Origin of the sequence: Rummeliibacillus pycnus, from assembly GCF_044359855.1 — a bacterium.
In the GTDB taxonomy this organism is placed as follows: domain Bacteria; phylum Bacillota; class Bacilli; order Bacillales_A; family Planococcaceae; genus Rummeliibacillus; species Rummeliibacillus pycnus_A.
In genome coordinates this window covers 487,857-506,901 of record NZ_CP132291.1, presented here as the reverse complement: position 1 = coordinate 506,901, position 19,045 = coordinate 487,857, and the positions used below count along the sequence as shown (strand labels likewise).

Here is a 19,045-nt window from a genome sequence, read left to right as displayed (position 1 = left end):
TTAATTGTAATAAACAATTTTTTAGGGGAGTGTTCACATTGATAAAGTTTTTTGAATATAACTGGCAAGTAAGAGACGAATGGTTTGAATGGTGTAATCAATTATCAAATGAAGAGTTGCTAAAAGACCGAACTGGAGGAGTAGGAAGTATTTTATATACCCTTTTTCACATTATTGATGTTGAATATAGCTGGCTTCGTGGTATTCAAGGCGAAGAAGACGTAGTAGTTGAATTTGCTGATTATGATACGCCTAAGAAGGTTAAATCTCTTTCAGATAGATTCCGAAATGAAATAGCTGAATTTCTAAAGATAAATTTAGATGAATTAAAAGAGAAAGTTGTATGTGTCGCTTGGGATGAAGATAAATATCCAGTTGAAGAAATATTACATCATATAATTGCTCATGAGATTCACCACATTGGTCAACTCTCTGTTTGGTCAAGAGAATTAGAACTTACCCCTGTAACTACTAACTTTATTGGAAGAAAGTTTAAATCCATTCACTCTTATTAATCGAAAGGGTAGGTTAGGGAATGAGGGGCAAACAATCGTGATTCATCTAAAGAGAATGATGATGACAAAACCCATATAACTTAATTTGGAGGAAACAGCTTTAATTGATGCACAAGCAAGCATGATTAACTTATTCAAAAGATGTTTTCAAAGTATAGAAATTTGAAGCAGACTGTAAGATAAGCCTCGAATAATATTTTTGCAATCCACTAGAACCCATTTACTTTGATTAACTTAGTTTTCAGCTTTGATAAAAGAAAAAAACTGACTCACAATTTAGAGTCAGCATTTTAGGATTATTTTTATTTCATCATATTAATTAATTTTTCTTTTTCCTTTAAATATTCAGCTTCAGTAATATCTGCTCTTTGAAGCAAACCCGCTAATCGTTGAATCTCCTGTAACATTTCTTCAGGAGTAAATTCTTTCTTTTCAGCTGGATTTTGAGAGGATTGTTGATTTGATGACATAGTATAACCTCATTTCATTGGTGATGTACATATATTTCTTCCATTTCATTTTACATTGCTCATAGAAAGAATACAAATGTCTATTTGAAAGATATTAAATGTTAATATTTCTAAAAAAGATGTATCTTAAAAGAAAAAGGCATAATTATCCTTTAAAATATCTATTCATGGTATAATGTTACTAATGTGGTTGTAGGGAGGGATATTCATGCTAACCAAAATTAGAAAAGTTAAGTTTCAACCAGAATATAAAAATCCAATTTATAAGGTAATACTCGAGTGCCCAAATGAAAATAAGCTTTACATTAAATTCGATTACACATATAAAAATAAGACTTTTATGCCGTTTGAAGTTAATTATAATAAAGAAGATAAGGGAGCAAAATTAGCTTGGTATACTCAAGAAGTTGAGAAAATGACTGTTCAAGAGTTTCTTGGACAAATTGCTCAAAAGATTAATAAACAATATAATTTCAAATTTAAAGAAATCAATTAAAATTACATTATAATAAGCACATCCACAATAGGTGTGCTTACTATACGCCTTCCACAAACCAATGTGGAGGGTTTTTATTATGCAAAAATGAGGTTGGAGCTAATTACCACCTTATTAGTTTATATTTTTTTCACTTAATTGACTAACCTAGCCGGTTAACTCAAAAAGGAGCATTTGTAATTTGTGATTTTCAAGTAATGTACTATGATAAAATTAATTCAATTATTTGAGTCGAGCGATAGTATGGGACAGTGACTCATACTCAAAGACAATATAGAGAACATTTTACTTAAGGAGCGGTTATAATGGCACGTGTTTTATTTATTAATGGGGGATCAGAGGGTCATATTAATCCAACTATTGGTGTTGTGCAAGAGCTTATTTCACGTGGAGAAGAAGTAGTGTACTTTACATACGAAGATTTTCGTGAGCGTATTGAGAAGACAGGTGCTTCTGTGCGAACATTTGATGTTCAAAAATTTATAAAAGCCTTTATCTCAGGTGGAAGAAATTCGATTCTCGAGAGAGTCAACGGTCTTTTACTTACTGCTGATATCATGATACCTAGTGTCCTGGAGCAAATCGAAGGAGAACACTTTGACTATATTATCCATGATTCCATGTTTGGTTGCGGATATTTACTTGCACAAAAACTTAATCTGCCGTCTATTAATTCGTGCACTACTTTTGCGCAGACAAAAGAATCATTCGATAAAACTTTGGAACAGTTTTTTGAAAAAAATCCTTCAGAAATCGTTAAACCTAAATACGATGAATTTCAAAGACTGACTGTATTAGTGAAGGAAAAATATGGCGTGGAGATCCATTCTCCATACGAAGTTTTTTGTAATCCTGCACCGCTTACAATTGTTTATACAACTAGAATGTTTCAACCTTCTAATGAGGAATTTGACCAAACATACAAATTTGTAGGCCCTTCCATCTCTTCACGTGTAACTCATGAAAACTTCGACCTTACAGCAATCAAAGGGAAAAGACCAATTTACATTTCATTGGGTACTGTTGTTAACCAAGCAATTGATTTCTATAAGCTTTGTTTTAAGGCATTTGGGAACACGGAACATACTGTTGTCATGTCTATCGGGACCAAAACTCAAATAGCGGATTTGGGGGAGATTCCGAATAACTTCATTGTAAAAAATTATGTTCCACAAACTGAAGTGTTGAAATACACTAAATTATTTATTACACATGGTGGGATGAACAGTACATTTGAAGGTCTCTATAACGGGGTTCCGCTAATAGTAATCCCACAAAGCGCAGATCAGCCGATCATTGCCGAACAAGTTGCCAATAATGGAGCCGGTGTCCAATTACAAATGCAAAGCTTAACTGCAAATCAACTACGAGAAGCCTCAGTTCAGGTGTTAAACAACCCAACTTTCCATAAAGCTGTCGAAAATATAAGGGGTTCCTTTCAAGAATTGGGTGGGTATCACCAAGCTGTTGATGAGATTTTCAAATTTAAAGGTCAATATGATATCTAAATATAATAATTTCTTAGCTGCCGTTATTGTGACTAATCAATAATATGAAACGTTTTGGACCCTTTTTTAGTTGTCTGTACCCTTTATTTAGAAGATATGTCTTAAAGAACTTAACAGTAAAATAGCAGCAATTAAAAAGAGCGAAATGAATATAAATTTTAATTTAAAACCCTTTAGAATGGTTTTATAGCAACTTAAAATATTTATAGATATATAAGAGAATTTCAATTGTAGCTTTGAAATATAGTCGCCCTGTTATAAAAAAGTTGTACCGGTTTAAAGAAAGTTATACTGTTTGCAAAAAAGAGGTATCGTTTTATTCCTTTTCGATTGAAGAATTCTAAATGAGTTTTAATCGATCTTTATTTTAAAGCTACAAATAACAGTAGAAAATTATAAGAACCATCATTACACAATTAATTGACATTTACGTAACGTGATGACTTAAAATTTATATGGTTATAATTAAGTTATGGAAAGGAAAATTAATTATGGTTAATAACGATACAGAAATGAAATTGGGACGATGTGTCGAATGTGGGGCCAAAGAGATAGAGGGATATTCATGTTATGAGCAATTTGGTTTTCCGCTTGTTTGGGAGCATAACGATCCAGCATTATATGCTTTACATTTCTGGCTTGTTTCCTGTTATATGATACAACATCCATCAAATTATACAGAAGAAGGGTATAGATATTTAATTACATTATTTACTGAAGCATATGATAAGGAATGGGAAGTAGCTTATATTCTAAAGAGAAACCGTGAATTAGTTAGCAATATAGATAAAATAACAAATCCTGTACCTAATAAGCATAGACAACGTACATTTAAATTTTGGTCCATGACAATCAATGATATATATATAGGAAAAGAAAAAAATGCAATCGAAAACATAAATAAATGGAAAGATCAAATAAGAATCGAATTAAAGTAATAGGGTATTAGTTCAATGAAAATTATCCCTCTACAAATGTACAAGTATGAAATAATCAAAGGATTACTGTTTCCGTCAACCGTGAACAAGTGTCATTGAAATGATCAAACTTTTTTATAAAAATTATATACTTTGTTTAAAGAAGATACTCCATTTTGATCAATCTTTTTTCAAAAAGGAGTGTTTTTGTTTGTTATCAAATTAGGGATCATTATGCCTATTACTCAAACATTATTCCAAAAATACAGCCATAGTAAAACTTAAATTCAAGCCAATTGTGAACAGAAGTTTACTGGTTGATTTTCAATGACTTATTTTTAAAATAGGAGAGAAGCCTTGGGAGAGTTGATGTGAGGGGGAGTTTCGGGTGGAAGGACTAAGTTACAGATACATAAAATCTTGAAATCTACCATAATCCATGAAGTGCATTTCCTTTTTTAGGTCTATTATAAAATTGCAAATATATGGTCTTGTTTGGTTGTTTTGCACAGTTTTAAAAGTTTTATTAGCATATTATGAATAAATTATATCAAGAATATCGATATGTAACACCAAATGTAATTATGTTATAATAAATTAATTAATAAAAAAGAGGTATGTTATGAAGTACATCGAATTCAATCATCAAATAAATATCGCTTTTTTAGTACCCTCACTCCTTACCAGGAGTGGGGGTATTTTTTTTCAATAGGGAAACTTTTTTAGAGGGGGATAACAATTGGTTAGTGAGAGAGAAAAAATAAGTAAAAAAGTAGCTTGGATAGCACTTATATCCAATTTAATATTGATGTTAGGTAAATTCTTTTTTGGACTTTTGGGTGAAAGTAAGGCTGTATTTGCAGATGGTATTCATTCCGCAGCTGATGTGGTAGCTTCAATTGCTGTTTTAGCAGTGGTTCGTATATCAAATAAGCCACCAGATAAAGACCATCCTTTTGGTCACGGGAAAGCCGAAGTAATTAGTGAGGCAATTGTTGGTGTAATCTTATTGTTAGTCTCTTTTTACATTTTTATAGAAGCCATCTTATCATTTTTTGGTAAACCTCAGGCTCCCCAATATAGTGCGTTATTTGCAGCTATAATATCTTATATAGCAAAAGAAATTTTATATCGTCATTCTATTAAACAAGGAAAAAAATGGAACAGTAAAGCTATTATTGCAATTGCTTATGATCATAAAGGAGATATATTTGCTTCGTTCGCAGCTTTTACAGGTGTTCTTTTAGCGATTATAGGGCAGTCTAACGGATGGTTCTTTTTGTTATATGCAGATTCATTAGCTAGTATTTTAGTAGCTTATCTGATTTTTAAAATCGCTTTACACTTAATTAGACCTTCTATTGATGTTTTGATGGAAAAGAGTGTCGATCCTGAGCTTCTAAATGAATATACTTCGATTATTAATCAATTTGAGCAAGTGAAAAGAATTGATAAAATTCGTGCAAGAGAACTCGGTCATTACAAATTAATTGATGTACGTTTATCTTTAGACCATCATTTAACGGTTAAACAAGGACACGATATCACGCATCATATCAGAAATACAATCAAAGCTAATTATCCAGATGTCGAAGAAGTTCTTATTCATGTTAATCCGTATTTTGAAGAATAGTATTAAGGTATGAGTGAATAAAAAAAAGAAGTGCAATAGCATTTCCTTCCCTCTGAATTACTATAGAATGAGTATTTATTATTTAGGGATTTAGGGAATATCTCGTTAAATTGAACGGAGAAATTAAGTGGGTTAAAACTGATCGTTAAATGATAAGCCGCCTGTATATTCTTTTGTAAAATATGAAAGAACAACAAGAATATTCACCATCTAGTTGCAGAGTACCAATAAAAGTGAAGTAAACAAAAAATAACTCCAAAATCTACGATTATTGTAGATTTTGGAGTTGCTTTACGTTTACTCTATGTTTGTTTCTAAAGTTAAATCTGTATATGAATTATCCTCACCTATATTTAAGAATATTTCACATTGACGTAATCTCAATTCAAATAGTGTTATAGAATCATTATAAACTTCAGGATTTGATCTCATATTCTGCAGTGTATCTTGTTTTTCTTGTATTTCTATATGAGTGTTTTCTACAGCTTGTTCTAACTCGACAAATGAATTTCTGAAGAACAAATTAATGTCCCGCTCTAATGCGTTTTCAAATAGCTCAAATTGTAAGAAAAATTGGTACATAATAGAAGCCGTTACATCGGTATAATCTTCATTTTCTAAGTACTGTTTGTATTTGTTATAAACAAGAGTTTTATTTTTAGGAAGAACTCCAAATAGTTTACCAGCACTTTTCAATAATAATTGTGTTGGTGTAAATCGGTGTAATATATTTACTTCTTCTATTTGTATTCTAGTTGTTATTCTATCAGTATCTCTGCGCCAGTCATCCAGCACTTTAAAGTCACCTTCTAATTGTATTCGATCTTCTCCACACAGATAATTAAGGCCTTCACTGATTTCTTCTAAGAACAATTTACTTTGAAGGAACTCGTTATTTGAAGTTGTAATCCAATTTTGCATAGATTGGGCAAGATTAGGTAACACAGTTTGTTCTAGATATTCTTGAACTCTTTCGTTCATTGCTGTATTTAGTTCAATGTCGATGTGCCCAAAATCGCTTTCTTCACTAATTAAATCAGAACAACTCTGCAAAAGTTTTGGAATATGTTCTATAAGATCATTCGAAATTTCTTTTTTCATTGTACGATATGATTCTGTAATTAACTGAATTTTTTCCTTCTCAAAATCAGAAAGGTTATGAATAAAACCATTTAGTTTAACTAACATATCTTCATTCCAATTAATAGAATCTACCATGGTTTTTTCCATCTCGACTCGTTTATCCAAAAGATGTGTAATTGTTTTTCGAATGAAATATAATAGCTTTTCAGTACGTTCTGCATCGATATTTTTATGATTAAAGTTAAAATGAATAAACTCAGTTAAATCGTTTACTTGTTGACTATTTGTATATAACGAAGAATAAGTGAAAACTTTAGCATACGGGAAATATGTGTTTATTCTCGCTTGAGTATCATGTATAACCCTTTTTACTTCTGCTTCACTGTAAATGTTATCTACTTTATTTAATATGAAATGAACTTGTAGATTTGGTGTATGATCTTGAATACTTAATAGAATGTCACGTTCTTTGTCAGTAAAAGGTGAATCAGCATTCAATATAAATAATAATTCGTCTGCAGTATTTAAATAGTCAAATGTCTCATCTCTAGTGTCGTTGTTCCTATTAAAGCTAGGTGTAACAACGAATGTAAGTTTATTTTCATTTAAAAATCTGCATGGTAATTTAAATTCAACACATGCTCTATCTCTATATGTTTGGCGGTTTAGAGGCATCAAGTTATGATAATCAGAGAAATTCTCAATTGTTTTAATAGTTGAATCTGTGATAGCGTTAATCTCTGTCTCTACGTCATTTTTAAAGACAACTACATTTGATATTGAGTTTTCTAATATATTTTCTCCTAGGATAGAGTTAATAAATGAAGCTTTTCCATTTCCTGAAGTTCCAGTTATTAAAAGGCGATTTGTTCTTAAATCTGCAAGCTCATCAACTAACCATCTAAAACGATGACCCATTTCTAAATCATGTTTTTGTGCCCACATAGTAATCGATTCAAAAAGATCTAAACTATAGTCTATGCCGTTCACATGATTAATAGAATATGACAGTAGATTTTCCGCATGTTTTATATTTGCAGAATCAATATTGGAAGGGAAAATCTCATCCCATGCAAATACTGCTGCAGATGGAATTACAGAATGGGATGGATTGACTATCTTTAACCAATTTGTTAAAAGATTTGGAACGATTTCATGTAATTCTCTCAACATATATTGACCTTGAATTAATTCAAAGTACGTTTCTTCGTAAAGAGAAGAAATTTCGTCCCATATCTCGGACGAATGTATTTCAATATGTAAGAAAAGTTCATTTATTGTTGTAAGCCACAATAAATAAGTTTGTTCATTTTTATAGCTGTGCCAAAGTGATGAAACAATTTGCGTAAATTGTACTTGGTCTACATTGTGTAATGTAACTAATACCTCATTAAAATAATCTGGTGCAATGGCTTTAGTAAATCCTTTATCAATATATTCTTTTAGAACCTCAAACCATTGGATAGATTCTGTTCGAATTAGCTCATTCACAGCAAGCTCTACTGCACTGTCAAAATCTTGCTGTTCTTCATAAAAGGAACGTGCAATTGTTGTGACATTTGGATAATCAGGATTTAAAGAAACTGCTTCTTTAATAACAACGAAAGCTGAATCAAAATTATTTTGCTCAATATAAAGAGATAGTAATTGCAATGCAATTTCGGTCAAAAGTGTTTTGTTATCAGTAGTAATGGATGTATAAACTTTTTCAGCAACTGATAGTTGGTTAAGTTCTACGTTGGCATCTGCAATATTTTTTTGTGCCCATGGTGCTAATTCATTACTGACTTTCTCCCATTTAAAAATAGCTGATTCAAAATCTTGGTGGTGATAATAAAATTCACCTTGTGCAAAACGAATATTAGATCCATCGGAATTTTCATTTTTTTGTTCGTTTAAATAAGCTTCTCCAAGTACTTGAAGAGGTGGATGTGTTTCATGCTCCATAAGGAATGTTTCATAATATTTTTTTAATATTAATTGTTGTTCTAATCTCATTTTTTCTCCTATTTCATCTTGAAAAATATATTTTTCAAGATGTGTCAACACTTTTTTTGTATTCATGCTTTTTAATTTTAGCAAAGAATTATTTTGGGGGGATTTCATTTTTATTTCATTTTTCAAGTAAGATTGTATTTTAATGAGAAAAGTTTCAGTCTTTTTTCAATTTCCTTTCAGTTGTAAAACAACATTAGATGTTTCTAATAACTTTATGTTAAAAGAAGAGTAAATACCAAAGTATAAATCCAAAAATTGATATAATTGTGATTAGGTACATATGCAAATTTACAATTATATATTTGAAATGGAGATTGAAAAATGATTTGGAATGTAAAAGAAAACTGTAAACATACTTCATATAAATTCGAAGCTGATTTTGTGGCTGATCCGATTTGGTGTAAAGATTGTGGTGTAAATTTTGATATAGAAGATTTCACATTATCAGATAAACTACAAGAAGAATTACGGGAATGGGGATCAGAATATGGTAAATGGATTGATTTAGAAACAGATTCATTAAAAGAAGATGGATTAATTTTAGAGGAAAATCACAATGAAAAAGGGTTACAATTATTCCATGAGGTGAAGAAACAATTAGGGGAGAAATATCCAATCGTATTTGTTCCATCCCGATATAGCACAACTGTAGTACATCTTGAAAAATAATTGAATTTCTTCTTATTTAGCTAACTGTTGCGTTGATTCAATAAGATTAGACGCTGTTTTTGGTGGACTTATTGTGTTAAAGAAGCAGGTTAGTTCAACGAGTAAAATATAATGAAACGCCTGATTTAAAGCTGAGCTGATATTAAGGAGTGGATTTATTTATTTTAGTTTATTTTTTCTTTCTCTGTTATTTTTGTACTTGATAATTAAGGATCTCTTTAAATTCTTTGCTAGAATTGATATTGTAAAACATATTTCTACTTTTTATGTTTGCTATAGTCCCTATATTTGTACTGTCTATCCATAAATAATATTCTCCATCGCTTAGTTTGATCTTATATTGCGGAACTATTGTGTTATCTACTTCACCTAATTTTCTAGCTTTTTTAAATGTCTTCTCTATAATTTTAATATCTCCCGCATCTGTTATTATGTGTAGTGTATTGGGTTTTTCTTCTTCGAAATTCATCATTTCTCGAAATTCTATTGTTTTTGATGTTTCTTTATAGCTGTTACAAGCTACTAACCACATAGAACAAATAAATAAAAACAAAATTGTTTTTATTTTCACCGAATCTTCACCTCTTATAATTCTATTTTCTCATCGTTTTTAATTTTACCATTTTAGTTATTTTTTGGTTATTTATTTCTCCCATTCTCTTAACTTTTGTTGTAAAACCTGTAGGTTATAGATTTCTAAACAAATTTTAGGTTTTCGTGGTATTATATTCATAATAATAAAATGTAATGATTTTACATAAAAGTGAAATTAATTAAAATAATTATATAATAAAAAATAAAAAAATAATTGTAAAAAGGAGAGTGTTATTGAAATGAAGAAAAGGATAATTTCATCTATATTAATTACTACTTTTTTGACTGGATGCAATACACATTCAATTGAATCTGAACCCGAAGGAAAAGTTGTTGTAGATAATAAAAATTATACAATGATTGGAAGTGAATATTCATGGAAAGGAAATAACATTGAAATTAATACAAAGAGTTCTCCAGATATATATGAATTAGCAGATCAATTCAAAACATTAGAAGTAAAAAAAGGAGATACACTAAAACTTGAAATTGAAAGAAATCCTTCTTCCATAACGGCAATTAAACTGAATGAAGATGGTACAAGTGATAATGTTGAAATTAAAGATAATAAAATAATTATGCCATCAGATGATGGATATTATATTTATAAACTTAAAACAACATGGGATAAAGGAAAAGAAACTTTTATTTTTGATGTAAATATAAAGTAAAAGGAGAGTTACTTAAACTAAAAATTTCGAGTCATTTCCTTTTATTTCCGAAGATGCTGATACAATACATATTTTAATTAAAGATACGCTTTTTTACTACCGGGACAAATTAAAATTATGGTTTTTTATGGTAAATTATTGTAGGGGGTGTTTATATGAAAAAGCTACTATTATGTATAAGTGTCTTATTCTTTTTGGTTCCAGTAGTTGGTTGTATTGAAAAGGAGACGACTGTAACAGGTGAATTTGATTTATGGAATATTGGTTTCACTTTTAAGCCAAATGAAGTTTATTATATTGTTAACACAATTGAATGGACAGGTAAATCGCCTGTGACAATTAAGTCAATTGAGTTGATTAAAAGAGCTGAGCAGCCTATCACATACCAGGATGATGGAATAAATTATGAATTTTTTGGAGCAGATCCATTAAAGAAATCTGGAATTTATGGTAAATCAGATATAGGGGATTTAAAAAGTATTGAAAATTTAGAAGTCAAAGGTAAAGGGAAAATTGTGCTCAAACTTTCATTAAAAGATGTAAAAGAAGATAGTGATCGAAGAGTGAAAATAAAGTTTAACGTTAATGGTAATGAAAGCGAAAAAGTTGTTGAATGGAATACCCTTGAACAATTAACTACAGATAAAGATAGTAACCATTCAATCCATTATTAATTAATAATCATCTTATTTTTCATGAGTTCAGCTCTTCAGTATGAAGGGAATGCAAACAGGGACGCCTGCTATACGAATCTTCGTTTGACACCGTTCTTTTTTCTGTACGAATTAAAGAATGTGAAAATGTTGAAAGACCTTAAATGATAGCAGACCCTAAATAATCAATACGGTTATTTAGGGTTTTGTGCATTAAAACGAAAATTTGAAGTGAAAAATGGATTCCTTAAAGGATTTTATCTTTATTATTAATGTAGGATTTCTTATTTGCTGTACAAAGCTAAATGAGGAAAGTGGACGTTGATTCAAGAAAGATTAACGTTTTTTTGTTGAACTAGTATACTAACGATATAGGATAGTGGAAGAAAAATTACTAATTAAACTCCAATCATCAACAATAAATGTTGAAATTAAGTAATTATTAAGTGTGATAGATGTACGTTATGCTGTACCATTTCTATAAAAGGGGATGTTTTAATGTTTAGTGTAGGTGACATGATATATCAAATAATAGTATTAGGACTTATCGTTTTATTTGTAGTATCGTTTACACTTTTTATAAGGAGATTACTTTTGAATCAAAAGGCGAAAAGAAATCAAGTTAATGAACTTGAAATGAAATTGGATAAAATAATAGAATTAATGGAAAAAGATAAAAGTGACTCTTTATTTAGAAAATAATAGTTTTAATATAGTACACTTAACTCCCATGCAAGAACGTAGTTTTCTTACAAATTTTGTGGTGAAGTATAGCTTCAAGGATGGCTAGAAAAAAGAATGGATATGAATTGACCTACTATAAGCATGAAAAATCGTTATGAAGATCAAGTATATTATGGTATTATTAACTCAATAGAATTATAACCTTATATTACAAAAGGCAACAGTTTACAACACCTAATCGCTTTAGGGTATGAAATTTCAACAAAATTAGTTATTCGTTAAAGTTGGTAAAATTACCATTATCAATGAGATATTGGTATGGTTGGAGTTATCATAGTGATTGATTCAAGAACGGTTTCCAGATGGAGGAATGCGTTCTTTTTTGTGATGTATTTCAGTAACAGTTACGTCTTTAGCTAGGTTCACTTGAAAAGAACTAAAGCTTATTTTTTATTGTTTACAATATTGAATGAATATAGGATATACTTTTATAGTCCTATGATTTACAGGTAAAGTAGGAGCTCAACATAACAGAAAGTTTTATTGGAGGATAATTATGAATTATAAAATTATGAACAAACAAGTATTTGAACAAGCACAGTTACGTTCGGTTTCGGACGTTCCATTTACTGAAGAAGAACTTCAAAATGGTATGGTGTTAGCTGTTTCAAAGGCGGATGAGACACTTTCTTTATATTTAGTGGATGTAGACGGTCAGAAGAAGTTCGATGTCCGTTGGGATGATTCATCTGAACTTTTTAACGGCTGGTACTCTGCTTGGGATAACTTCTCTTGGTGCTTAGATGTAGTGAGTCAAAAAAAATAACGAGTCCAAGGTCTTAATGATTAGAATAAATGAACAGCGTGTCGAGTGAAGAAAAGCGAAGAGTAAACATTTACGTAGTAATTTATATAGCATGCTAATTCATGTAAACGTGTGCTGTTCCTTAAGAGCAATTATTAAAATGATCAAATTTTTTATAAAAATCACATAAGTAGTTAGTAGGTGAAACTCCATTTTTTTTAAAATGGAGTTTTTATATTTGTCAGTAAATAACAATTGCGGTGCGCTTTTTTTCTAAACCAACAAATACAAATGTAATTTATCCTTTTATTTATAGAAATATATACCTCGCTAGTCTATATAAAATTAAAAAAGATAAGCAATAAGTAAAATACATAATCTATAAAATGGTAAGTAACCGTGCTGAAGAATCAATGATTCTTCAGCACAAATTGTAGAGCTTACAAATAGTTGATATTGTCGATGTGAATATTCACTACGAATCATCTCAACCTTGGGACCAATAAAAAAATGGAGTCTTGCTATATAGAAGAATTCTATTTTAGTGAACTCCAAGCATGAAACGAGTATTCCAGGAGTAAATGCAGCAGGAGATATATGTACCTATGAAGGGGAAGTAAAGCTGATCGCTATTGGTTTTGTGAGAAAGGACCAATAGCCATTAATCATGCCAAAGTGAATATAGGTCCTTAATCGAAAGTACAACCTTTGCATAGTACGTCTTTATATCCGTGAACATACAATTCAGATATTTAAATATAGGATAGTTCATTGTTTAATACTTGAATTGCTGAAATCGTGAATAGAAATCTACCAAACCAAAAGAAAATATCAAAACTCTTTTAGTAATAAAACAACACAATTATTCCATCCATTTCCACAAAAGTGTTATGATAATCTTTAGTAAACAGTAGTAAGGAGCTCTTTTATGGCATTTAATATTTTATTAATAGAGGATGATGAGGCAATAGCCCAACTCATCAAAAAGCATTTTTTACAATGGGATATGCAAGTTGAAGGACCAGATGATTTCAAACATGTGATGAATACATTTCATGAAATCCAACCACAGCTTGTGATCATCGATATTCAACTACCCGCGTTTGATGGATTTCACTGGTGTCGAGAAATACGATCAATTACTAAGGTGCCAATTCTTTTTTTATCCTCAAGAGATCAACCGATGGATATGGTGATGGCCATGCAAATGGGGGCAGATGATTATATTCAAAAGCCTTTCAATATGGACGTTTTAATAGCAAAAGTACAAGCCATTCTACGTCGAACCTATGATTACACAGAAGAAACAGTAGAGCATGTACTTTGGAATGACGCAACAATTGAATATTCAACTAGTACTATTACGAAAAAAAACAAAACGATTGAATTAACAAAAAACGAACAGTTTATCCTTCGAATACTTTTAGAACATAAAGACCAAATTGTATCAAGAGATGACTTAATGCGCAAATTATGGGATGACGAACGTTTTGTAAATGACAATACTTTAACGGTTAATGTGAATCGATTAAGAAGTAAATTAGAAGACCTTTCATTAACTGATGTAATTGTCACGAAGAAAGGCCTCGGATATATGGCTGTTACAAAGGATGTGCAATAGTTGATTCTATTGTTTTTGAGAGAAAGACTCTCGTGGATTCTATTTTTTGTATTTTGCATGATTTGGATGAACTTGCTTTTAAATTTAGATGTAGGATTTACAAGTATTTCAACAATGTATCTGAATGCTACATTACTATTCTTCTTTGTATGTTTTCTAATTTGGCGCTATATAAAAGAAATGAAAGTAGTAAAGATAATTATGGATTCATCAGAAGAATTTCATCGTTTTGAAGACCTTATTCTTTCCAAATTGCATGAATCAGAACTAGAACTGGAACGATACAAGAATGAATTGACGATACAATTTTCAGAAGATCGAGATCAACACTTAGCGTGGATTCATGAAGTAAAAACTCCTCTAACAGCTTTGAAGCTAATGATTGAAGATTTACCTATAGAGACAAGGAAACCTTTAGAGTTAGAGTGGTTGCGGATCCACCTACTACTTGACCAAACATTACACACATTACGTCTTAGAAGTATTGAGCAAGATACAGTTCTGGATAAAGTCTCTTTATATCCAATCGTATTAAAAGAAATAAAAGAGCTACAATCATGGTGTTTTGCCAAGAATTTAGCTATAGATGTAGATGATATCGAAATTTCAGTTTTAACAGATCAGAAATGGCTTTCATTTATAATACGGCAAATTCTTTCAAATGCAGTTAAGTACAGTCATAAGGGAGATACCATCACTATTTATGTAACGAAAGATGAAGAAGGACATCAGAAATTACATATTCAAGATACAGGAGAAGGAATTGATTCTGCTGATTTACCACGAATATTTCACAAGTCCTTTACGGGTTCAACAGGTCGTAAACAAAGTGCATCAACTGGTATGGGGCTCTATTTAGCTCATAATTCGGCAAAGAAATTAGGAATTGTTATCGATGTTCATTCAACCATAAATGATGGGAGTACATTCACATTAACATTCCCAATAGCCAATGAATTTGTAAAAACAATATCAAAGTGACAAAAATGTCATTTATGAATTCAAATTGTCACGTCAATCGAACGATTCCACGTCCTTTTCTTTATAAAATAGTATTAACAAATGCAGGAGGGAATCAAATCAATGGGCATATTAAAAGCAAGTAAAATAAAAAAAGTATACGGAAAAAAACTGTTCGCGCAAGAAGTACTAAAAGGAATTGATTTAGAAGTTGAAACAGGGGAATTTGTTGGGATTATGGGTCCTTCAGGTTCTGGTAAAACTACCTTGTTAAATGTTCTTTGTTCAATAGATCGTCCATCAGAAGGAATCGTAGAAATAAACGGTCAATCATTACAAAAGTTGAAATCAAAACAACTATCGGCATTCCGACGTACTGAAATGGGTTTTATCTTCCAAGATTATAACTTACTTGATACATTAACAGTTAAGGAAAATATCCTTTTACCTTTAGCTGTTGGAAAAACGAACAAAAAAGAAGCAGAAACACGATGCCATCAATTAGCGAAACAATTAGGAATCGAAGAAATCTTAAACAAATACCCTAACGAAATTTCAGGTGGACAAAAACAACGAACAGCTTCTGCACGTGCTCTTATTATTAAGCCAAGTATTGTTTTTGCTGATGAACCAACTGGCGCTCTTGACTCTAAATCAGCTGCAGCATTACTTGAAAACTTAGGAACGTTAAACAAAGCGAATCGAGTTACGATTATGATGGTAACACATGATCCAGTAGCAGCAAGTTATTGTAGTCGTGTTCTTTTCTTAAAAGATGGGAAAATTTATACTCAAATATACAAAGGGGATAAAACTCGTACTCAATTCTTTCAAGAAATCATGAAAACGCAAGGTGTACTAGGCGGTGATGGTTATGAAGCTTAGTACTCTCGTCATTCGAAGTATGCGAAAAAATATAAAACACTACTACTTATACTTTTTCGCTCTTATATTTAGTGCAGGTTTGTATTTTTCGTTTGTTACATTACAGCATAATGGAGCTATTGTTAAGCTAACTCATTCAAGTATGAAGGCTGAAGCGGCCTTTAGAGTAGGATCCATCTTATTATTGATTATTGTATTTTTCTTTGTATTCTATGCTAATCAATTATTTTTGAAGAGACGTAGTAAAGAAATCGGACTGTATCAAATGATTGGAATCCCCAAATCAACTATTTCGTATATGTTAACGATTGAAAATATCATACTTTGGGTGGGCGCAACACTTATTGGTATTCTCATCGGATTTTTCTTCTCACGATTTTTCGCATTAATTTTCTTAAAGGTGATTGATACGAAGAGAGAGGTATCACTAGATTTCTCAACAGAGGCTCTATTCCAAACATTGATGGTATTTGCAGGATTATTAATCGTTGTCTTACTCCAAACAATGTGGGTTGTTCATCGTACATCATTATTAGATTTATTTAAAGCAACAAGTAAAGCAGAACAAAAGATGAAAAAAATGAATCCATTTCAATTACTATTGGGTGTAATAGGAATTGGATTAATAATCTATGGCTATTACCTATCTACAATCCTATTTGAAATGGACAAAACAGCTTCAATAAATGAATTATATAAAAGAATGGGAATGGTATTAGGTAGTGTTATTATTGGTACATTCTTAATGTTTAGATATTCAATCGCATTTATCATGAATATGATTCGAATGTCTAGAAAGGGTCATTTATCATTAAATGATGTACTTTCCATTACCCCAATCATGCATCGAATGAAGAGTAATGCACTATCTCTTTCGATTATTACAATTATGACCGCGTTGGCACTAGCAATACTTTCTCTATCTTATATATCCTATTATTCTGTGGAAGCTAGAACTGAACAATTTACTCCTTACGACATGTCTGTTGTTAATAATGAAGGTAAAGCGTTCGAAAAAGCATTACAGAAGGAAAATATCGAATTCAAAACCAATCATTATGAACTTTTGAATGCGCAAATAGATTTAAATCCATTGTTAAAAGAACCAGTACCAGCTAATCAAAACAATTCGAAAATGGATACAATGGTAATAAAAGAAAGTGATGCCAAACAACTTATTCCAAATATTCATCTCAATAAAAATGAAGCTGTCATGTCGGGCTATAGTGATATAATGAAAAAATTTATACCTTTTGAAGTAGGAAAGAAAATGATTCTTCATACGGATCATTCCAAACAAGATCTTACTTTAGTAGACATTGAAAAACAGGCAAGTATTGATTCAATTCTTACTTTTGGCGCACCAGCAGTTATCATTCAAGATGAATTATTTAAACAACTTCAAAAAAATAAAGCGATCCAAAAAAACACACTTTGGACTTCTTATACTGGTTATACGATTACAAATAGTAAACAAATGGAAAAGGCAATATCGATTTTTAAAAAAACAACGAATGATGGTATATTTAAGGCAAGTGTGAAGAAGAAAGGGGATCGTGAAACACTCCAATTAGAAGCAAAAGAAGAGTCGTATAAAATGCAACTTGAAAGTTTAGGGTTAATGATTTTCATTACAGGGTTTTTAGGAATGGCTTTCTTACTTGCAACAGGTAGTATTCTTTACTTTAAACAAATGACAGAAGCAGAAGAAGAACGCGGATCATTTATGACATTGCGTAAAATTGGCTTCTCAACAGATGAAATTATGAAAGGGATACATCGAAAACAATTATTTAGTTTCGGGTTACCTTTATTGATTGGAATTTGCCATAGTTATTTTGCAGTAAAATCAGGCTGGATGTTCTTTGGTACAGAATTAGTGGTTCCACTCCTAATTACAATGGGAATTTATATTCTCCTTTATTCGGTCTTTGCGATCCTAACATCAAACTATTATAAAAAAATCATTAAAGAAATACTTTAAGAATAAGAAGCATCTCAATTTGCTATTGAATTGGGATGTTTTTTTGTATTATATTGGAATTAATTGATTGAAAATTATGTATATTTATTTTAATGAATCAATTTCATAAATGCTTTTCTAGTTAAAAAATACGAAAATTTTCTAAATAAACAGCTCAATAATTTGAATAAGTGAGGGGAAAAGGTTGCAAAAGAGTGTAGGAATATTAGATTTAATATTTTATGCTGTATTCCCAATAGTTATTTGGCAATTCAGTAGAAAATATATTGATGATTATTATGCTATGCTAATTTCTTCTGTACCTGGAATCATCTATAGTATGATTCGTTTCATTCTACTTAAGAAACTCAATTTCTTTGGTGTATTTATGATGGGTAATTTGATTGTTGGTACATTGATTGATGTTTTATCTGGATCTGCTATTCAATTGCTATGGAATAATGTGTATTACTCTTATTTCTTTGGGATTGTATTCATCGTTACAATTTTAGTGAATCGACCAATCTATTTGTATTTTTCATTAGATTTTGTAGAAATGCAGGGGTATAACCGAAAACGGATGAAAAAACAATTCTTTCAAAAGAAAATACTACTTATTTTTAAATGGATTACTTTTGGGTTTGCAATTAAAAACATATTACTGTCAACAATCAAGATTTGGCTCATTTCAAAATATGGAGTAGATGCTTTTGATAAAGGAATTATTATTAGAGAAATTATTGGATGGGGCATAGGGGGTATATCATTCTACGGATTTATTTATATTGCAAAACTACTACGACAGCAAGAATTTACTGCTAAAAATGTGAATTAATGCACTAAGCCTACTTTTAAAAATACGAGGAATTATATCTTAATCAACTTCTATAAAATTATTAATAAATGAGTAGAAAATTTGA

General features: G+C 30.7%; 18 protein-coding genes and 1 pseudogene. 16 read left to right on the top strand and 3 right to left on the bottom strand.

What is annotated here, in order from left to right; all coding sequences use genetic code 11:
* The first annotated feature begins 38 nt into the window (after window positions 1-38).
* Window positions 39-515 carry a DinB family protein gene (locus Q8X41_RS02470; protein WP_397538681.1) on the top strand — a complete coding sequence of 159 codons (477 nt, stop codon included), beginning with the start codon at window positions 39-41 and terminating at the stop codon, window positions 513-515.
* 302 nt (window positions 516-817) lie between these two features.
* Here Q8X41_RS02470 and Q8X41_RS02465 read toward each other — a convergent pair whose 3' ends face one another.
* Window positions 818-985, bottom strand: coding sequence for a hypothetical protein (locus Q8X41_RS02465; RefSeq protein WP_397538680.1), 168 nt, complete (start codon window positions 983-985; stop codon window positions 818-820).
* A 208-nt stretch (window positions 986-1,193) separates the two neighbouring features.
* Here Q8X41_RS02465 and Q8X41_RS02460 point away from each other — a divergent pair, with 208 nt between their 5' ends.
* The 4 genes from Q8X41_RS02460 to Q8X41_RS02445 all read left to right on the top strand — a co-directional run bounded on the left by Q8X41_RS02460 (window position 1,194) and on the right by Q8X41_RS02445 (window position 5,539).
* The gene (locus Q8X41_RS02460) at window positions 1,194-1,481 is read left to right on the top strand and encodes a hypothetical protein (protein WP_397538679.1); all 288 of its coding nucleotides are present in this window, start codon (window positions 1,194-1,196) and stop codon (window positions 1,479-1,481) included.
* 305 nt (window positions 1,482-1,786) lie between these two features.
* On the top strand, window positions 1,787-2,989 hold the full coding sequence (locus tag Q8X41_RS02455) for a macrolide family glycosyltransferase (protein WP_397538678.1): 1,203 nt from the start codon (window positions 1,787-1,789) through the stop codon (window positions 2,987-2,989).
* A gap of 491 nt (window positions 2,990-3,480) precedes the next feature.
* A complete protein-coding gene (locus Q8X41_RS02450; RefSeq protein ID WP_397538677.1) occupies window positions 3,481-3,927 on the top strand; it encodes a DUF5946 family protein in 447 nt (148 codons plus the stop codon).
* A gap of 718 nt (window positions 3,928-4,645) precedes the next feature.
* Entirely contained in the window at window positions 4,646-5,539 is an 894-nt protein-coding gene (locus Q8X41_RS02445) for a cation diffusion facilitator family transporter (RefSeq protein ID WP_397538676.1), read from the top strand.
* A 297-nt stretch (window positions 5,540-5,836) separates the two neighbouring features.
* Here Q8X41_RS02445 and Q8X41_RS02440 read toward each other — a convergent pair whose 3' ends face one another.
* Window positions 5,837-8,620: a dynamin family protein gene (locus Q8X41_RS02440; protein WP_397538675.1), complete on the bottom strand. Its 2,784-nt coding sequence runs from the start codon at window positions 8,618-8,620 to the stop codon at window positions 5,837-5,839.
* A 321-nt stretch (window positions 8,621-8,941) separates the two neighbouring features.
* Between Q8X41_RS02440 and Q8X41_RS02435 the strand changes: the two genes are divergently transcribed.
* On the top strand, window positions 8,942-9,289 hold the full coding sequence (locus Q8X41_RS02435; protein WP_397538674.1) for a hypothetical protein: 348 nt from the start codon (window positions 8,942-8,944) through the stop codon (window positions 9,287-9,289).
* 187 nt (window positions 9,290-9,476) lie between these two features.
* On the opposite strand, the gene Q8X41_RS02430 is transcribed toward Q8X41_RS02435, so the two are convergent.
* Window positions 9,477-9,860: a hypothetical protein gene (locus tag Q8X41_RS02430; RefSeq protein WP_397538673.1), complete on the bottom strand. Its 384-nt coding sequence runs from the start codon at window positions 9,858-9,860 to the stop codon at window positions 9,477-9,479.
* Between the two features lie 262 nt (window positions 9,861-10,122).
* On the opposite strand from Q8X41_RS02430, the gene Q8X41_RS02425 reads away from it, so the two are divergent.
* The 10 genes and pseudogenes from Q8X41_RS02425 (at window position 10,123) to Q8X41_RS02380 (ending at window position 18,960) form a co-directional block, all read left to right on the top strand.
* Window positions 10,123-10,554, top strand: a complete 432-nt coding sequence (locus Q8X41_RS02425) for a hypothetical protein (protein ID WP_397538672.1) — start codon at window positions 10,123-10,125, stop codon at window positions 10,552-10,554.
* Between the two features lie 155 nt (window positions 10,555-10,709).
* Window positions 10,710-11,228 carry a hypothetical protein gene (locus tag Q8X41_RS02420; protein ID WP_397538671.1) on the top strand — a complete coding sequence of 173 codons (519 nt, stop codon included), beginning with the start codon at window positions 10,710-10,712 and terminating at the stop codon, window positions 11,226-11,228.
* 477 nt (window positions 11,229-11,705) lie between these two features.
* Complete coding sequence (locus tag Q8X41_RS02415) at window positions 11,706-11,909, top strand: DUF4083 domain-containing protein (protein WP_397538670.1); 204 nt, start codon at window positions 11,706-11,708, stop codon at window positions 11,907-11,909.
* Between the two features lie 538 nt (window positions 11,910-12,447).
* The gene (locus tag Q8X41_RS02410) at window positions 12,448-12,717 is read left to right on the top strand and encodes a hypothetical protein (RefSeq protein ID WP_397538669.1); all 270 of its coding nucleotides are present in this window, start codon (window positions 12,448-12,450) and stop codon (window positions 12,715-12,717) included.
* A gap of 425 nt (window positions 12,718-13,142) precedes the next feature.
* Window positions 13,143-13,389: pseudogene (locus Q8X41_RS02405) on the top strand (ferredoxin--NADP(+) reductase); the annotation flags it as partial.
* A gap of 235 nt (window positions 13,390-13,624) precedes the next feature.
* Complete coding sequence (locus Q8X41_RS02400; protein ID WP_397538668.1) at window positions 13,625-14,317, top strand: response regulator; 693 nt, start codon at window positions 13,625-13,627, stop codon at window positions 14,315-14,317.
* 66 nt (window positions 14,318-14,383) lie between these two features.
* Complete coding sequence (locus Q8X41_RS02395) at window positions 14,384-15,298, top strand: sensor histidine kinase (protein WP_397538667.1); 915 nt, start codon at window positions 14,384-14,386, stop codon at window positions 15,296-15,298.
* A gap of 102 nt (window positions 15,299-15,400) precedes the next feature.
* The gene (locus tag Q8X41_RS02390) at window positions 15,401-16,162 is read left to right on the top strand and encodes an ABC transporter ATP-binding protein (protein ID WP_397538666.1); all 762 of its coding nucleotides are present in this window, start codon (window positions 15,401-15,403) and stop codon (window positions 16,160-16,162) included.
* Window positions 16,152-18,146 (top strand): FtsX-like permease family protein, encoded by a 1,995-nt coding sequence (locus tag Q8X41_RS02385; RefSeq protein ID WP_397538665.1) that lies wholly within the window; start codon window positions 16,152-16,154, stop codon window positions 18,144-18,146. Before Q8X41_RS02390 ends, Q8X41_RS02385 begins: the two co-directional genes overlap by 11 nt.
* 184 nt (window positions 18,147-18,330) lie before the next feature.
* On the top strand, window positions 18,331-18,960 hold the full coding sequence (locus Q8X41_RS02380) for a VC0807 family protein (RefSeq protein ID WP_397538664.1): 630 nt from the start codon (window positions 18,331-18,333) through the stop codon (window positions 18,958-18,960).
* The last annotated feature ends 85 nt before the right edge of the window (window positions 18,961-19,045 follow it).

Bases quoted from the DNA above. Each gene is read 5' to 3' on its own strand.
- Q8X41_RS02465 (WP_397538680.1), bottom strand. From the start codon at position 985: ATGTCATCAAATCAACAATCCTCTCAAAATCCAGCTGAAAAGAAAGAA.
- Q8X41_RS02460 (WP_397538679.1), top strand. From the start codon at position 1,194: ATGCTAACCAAAATTAGAAAAGTTAAGTTTCAACCAGAATATAAAAAT.
- Q8X41_RS02455 (WP_397538678.1), top strand. From the start codon at position 1,787: ATGGCACGTGTTTTATTTATTAATGGGGGATCAGAGGGTCATATTAAT.
- Q8X41_RS02450 (WP_397538677.1), top strand. From the start codon at position 3,481: ATGGTTAATAACGATACAGAAATGAAATTGGGACGATGTGTCGAATGT.
- Q8X41_RS02440 (WP_397538675.1), bottom strand. From the start codon at position 8,620: ATGAGATTAGAACAACAATTAATATTAAAAAAATATTATGAAACATTC.
- Q8X41_RS02435 (WP_397538674.1), top strand. From the start codon at position 8,942: ATGATTTGGAATGTAAAAGAAAACTGTAAACATACTTCATATAAATTC.
- Q8X41_RS02425 (WP_397538672.1), top strand. From the start codon at position 10,123: ATGAAGAAAAGGATAATTTCATCTATATTAATTACTACTTTTTTGACT.
- Q8X41_RS02420 (WP_397538671.1), top strand. From the start codon at position 10,710: ATGAAAAAGCTACTATTATGTATAAGTGTCTTATTCTTTTTGGTTCCA.
- Q8X41_RS02415 (WP_397538670.1), top strand. From the start codon at position 11,706: ATGTTTAGTGTAGGTGACATGATATATCAAATAATAGTATTAGGACTT.
- Q8X41_RS02410 (WP_397538669.1), top strand. From the start codon at position 12,448: ATGAATTATAAAATTATGAACAAACAAGTATTTGAACAAGCACAGTTA.
- Q8X41_RS02400 (WP_397538668.1), top strand. From the start codon at position 13,625: ATGGCATTTAATATTTTATTAATAGAGGATGATGAGGCAATAGCCCAA.
- Q8X41_RS02395 (WP_397538667.1), top strand. From the start codon at position 14,384: ATGAACTTGCTTTTAAATTTAGATGTAGGATTTACAAGTATTTCAACA.
- Q8X41_RS02390 (WP_397538666.1), top strand. From the start codon at position 15,401: ATGGGCATATTAAAAGCAAGTAAAATAAAAAAAGTATACGGAAAAAAA.
- Q8X41_RS02385 (WP_397538665.1), top strand. From the start codon at position 16,152: ATGAAGCTTAGTACTCTCGTCATTCGAAGTATGCGAAAAAATATAAAA.